Origin of the sequence: Thalassolituus pacificus (assembly GCF_025318105.1) — a bacterium.
In the GTDB taxonomy this organism is placed as follows: domain Bacteria; phylum Pseudomonadota; class Gammaproteobacteria; order Pseudomonadales; family Oceanobacteraceae; genus Venatoribacter; species Venatoribacter pacificus.
The window spans coordinates 1-3,435 of the sequence record NZ_JAOANI010000001.1 but is presented as its reverse complement, the minus strand read 5'-3'; the positions used below and the strand labels follow the sequence as shown (position 1 = coordinate 3,435).

The following is a 3,435-nucleotide window of genomic DNA, read 5'->3' as shown; positions in this document are numbered from 1 at the left end:
CGCGTGTCCTGGGCAGTCTACGTGTGCGTAGTGACGGCTTGGGGATTCGTATTCTACGTGCGAGGTAGAAATCGTGATACCACGTTCACGCTCTTCTGGTGCATTGTCGATACCGTCAAATGCAACGGCAGCGCCGCCCCATACTTCTGCACATACACGGGTCAGAGCCGCAGTCAGAGTGGTTTTACCGTGGTCAACGTGACCAATAGTACCAACGTTTACGTGGGGTTTTGAACGCTCAAACGTTTCCTTTGCCACAGCCAAGTCCTCATAAAAGTCTGATGATCCGGCGGGCAGGATCCGTAATCCTGGCACGCCCATAAGGGCCGCAATCATACCCCGGAAGGTAAAACTGTCAACTCCTGCACCGCTATTTTGCCCAGCCGGCCCCGCATCCCGACACCCATGAGCGCAGCCAAACGATCAGACAGGCAGCCCGCGCGAATCACAAACCAACGGAAATTGCTTAATTTTCAGTCACTGACATCGTTTTATTGATAAAACCTGCCGCACAGGAACAAAAACGACGAGAAAATGCAGGAGAAAACAGGTAAAGTAGCGCGCGAATTTTGTCTCTGCTAACCGAGTAATGTTATGACAGATCTTTCCTTATACAGAAACATTGGTATTTTCGCCCACGTTGATGCGGGCAAAACGACCACCACCGAACGTATCCTGAAGCTGACGGGTAAAATTCACCGTCTGGGTGAAGTACACGACGGCGAATCCACCACCGACTTCATGGAACAGGAAGCCGAGCGTGGTATTACTATTCAGTCCGCAGCCGTAAGCTGCTTCTGGAAAGGCCACCGCTTCAACGTTATTGACACCCCTGGACACGTTGACTTCACCGTTGAAGTATACCGTTCCCTGAAAGTACTGGACGGCGGTATCGGCGTATTCTGTGGTTCAGGCGGTGTTGAGCCTCAGTCTGAAACCAACTGGCGCTACGCGAACGACTCAGAAGTTTCCCGTCTGATTTTCGTCAACAAACTGGACCGCCTGGGTGCAGACTTCATGCGCGTTGTTGATCAGGTACGTAATGTACTGGGCGCCAACCCGCTGATCATGGTTCTGCCAATCGGTACTGAAGATCAGTTCGTGGGTGTTGTTGACCTGCTGACCCGTCAGGCATTCGTATGGGATGATTCTGGCCTGCCAGAAAACTTCACTGTTGAAGACATTCCAGCGGATATGGTTGACGACGTTGAAATGTACCGCGAACAGCTGATCGAATCCGCTGTTGAAATGGACGACGATCTGATGATGGCTTACATGGAAGGTGAAGAACCATCCATCGAAGACATCAAACGTTGCATCCGTATTGGTACCCGTGACCTGAAATTCTTCCCGACCTACTGTGGTTCTGCCTTCAAGAACAAAGGCATGCAGCTGGTACTGGACGCGGTTGTTGATTACCTGCCAAGCCCAACCGAAGTTGAGCCACAGGATCTGACCGACGAAGAAGGTAACCCGACAGGCCAGAAAGCCATCGTTTCTGCTGATGAGCCACTGCGCGCACTGGCATTCAAAATCATGGACGACCGCTTCGGCGCCCTGACCTTCGTGCGCATCTACTCCGGCGTCATGAAGAAAGGTGACACCGTACTGAACAGCTTCACCGGCAAAACCGAGCGTATCGGTCGTATGGTGGAGATGCAGGCCGACGAACGTACTGAGCTTGATCATGCTCAGGCGGGTGACATCATCGCAGTTGTTGGCATGAAGAACGTTCAGACCGGTCACACCCTGTGTGATCCTAAGCATGAATGTACTCTGGAAGCCATGGTGTTCCCTGAGCCGGTAATCTCTATCGCGGTTGCCCCTAAAGATAAAGGCTCCGTCGACAAGATGGGTATTGCGATCGGTAAAATGGTTGCAGAAGACCCAACATTCCAGGTTGAAACAGACGAAGACTCTGGCGAAACCATCCTGAAAGGCATGGGCGAACTTCACCTGGATATTAAAGTTGACATCCTGAAGCGTACTTACGGTGTTGAGCTGATCGTTGGTCAGCCACAGGTTGCCTACCGTGAAACCATCACCAAGCCAATCGAAGACAGCTACACCCACAAGAAGCAGTCTGGTGGTTCTGGTCAGTACGGTAAGATCGACTACCGCATCCGTCCTGCTGAGCCAGGTACCGGCTTCGCGTTCAAGTCTGTGGTTGTTGGCGGTAACGTACCGAAAGAATTCTGGCCTGCGGTTGAGAAAGGCTTCCGCGTGATGATGGCCGAAGGCCCTCTGGCTGGCTTCCCGGTACTGGACGTTGAAGTAGAACTGTACGACGGTTCTTACCACGCAGTTGACTCCTCGGCCATTGCCTTCGAAATCGCTGCTAAAGGCGCCTTCCGTCAGTCTATGCCGAAAGCGGGTCCACAACTGATTGAACCAATCATGAAAGTTGACGTGTTCACTCCGGAAGATCACGTTGGTGATGTTATCGGTGACCTGAACCGTCGTCGCGGCATGATTAAAGATCAGGAAGCTGGTGTGACCGGCGTTCGCATCAAGGCAGACGTACCACTGTCCGAAATGTTCGGTTACATCGGTCACCTGCGTACCATGACGTCTGGCCGCGGTCAGTTCTCCATGGAATTCTCACACTACCTGCCATGTCCGGCTAACGTAGCAGAGAAAGTGATCGCTGAAGCAAAAGCCCGTAAAGAAGCGGCTAAGTAATTAGCTGCTGATTTAAAAACCCCGCCCGGCCTAAGCCGCGCGGGGTTTTTTATTGCCTGCAAAAACACGCGAAATCACTGGCACAAAAAAGCCCACTGAATGCGGGCTTCCTGACAACATGCTGCTCAACAAAGTATCGCCCGCTGACCTATCCTGCCAGCTCAGAAGCGATACTGTAATTGTTTCAATTAACTTGTCAGTTAAGATTCACAAAGAGACCATGCGCTTGAAGCAGGCATAAAAAAACCGGGCAATGCCCGGTTTTTTTATAGCAGGATATCGAATTATTCGATGATCTTAGCTACAACGCCGGCGCCAACAGTACGACCGCCTTCACGGATCGCAAAACGCAGACCTTCATCCATCGCGATCGGCGCGATCAGAGTAACGGTCAGCTTAACGTTGTCACCTGGCATTACCATCTCAACGCCTTCTGGCAGCTCACAAGCGCCAGTCACGTCAGTGGTACGGAAGTAGAACTGTGGACGGTAACCTTTGAAGAATGGCGTGTGACGACCACCTTCATCTTTACCCAGTACGTATACTTCTGATTCGAACTTGGTGTGCGGAGTGATAGTGCCTGGCTTAGCCAGTACCTGACCACGCTCAACTTCGTCACGCTTGGTACCACGCAGCAGAACACCTACGTTTTCACCAGCACGGCCTTCATCCAGAATCTTACGGAACATCTCAACACCGGTACAGGTCGTCTTGATGGTCTCTTTGATACCGATGATGGACAGCTCTTCACCA

The 3,435-nt window shown here is 51.8% G+C and carries 3 protein-coding genes; 1 reads left to right on the top strand and 2 read right to left on the bottom strand.

Annotated elements, in window-relative coordinates; translation table 11 throughout:
* A partial coding sequence (locus NYR02_RS00015) for a GTP-binding protein (protein WP_260974346.1) occupies positions 1-258 on the bottom strand: 258 nt, incomplete at its 3' end.
* A 336-nt stretch (positions 259-594) separates the two neighbouring features.
* Here NYR02_RS00015 and fusA point away from each other — a divergent pair.
* Entirely contained in the window at positions 595-2,682 is a 2,088-nt protein-coding gene (gene fusA / locus NYR02_RS00010; protein ID WP_260974345.1) for an elongation factor G, read from the top strand.
* A gap of 284 nt (positions 2,683-2,966) precedes the next feature.
* On the opposite strand, the gene NYR02_RS00005 is transcribed toward fusA, so the two are convergent.
* On the bottom strand, positions 2,967-3,435 hold a 469-nt coding region (locus NYR02_RS00005), incomplete at its 5' end, for an EF-Tu C-terminal domain-related protein (protein ID WP_260974344.1).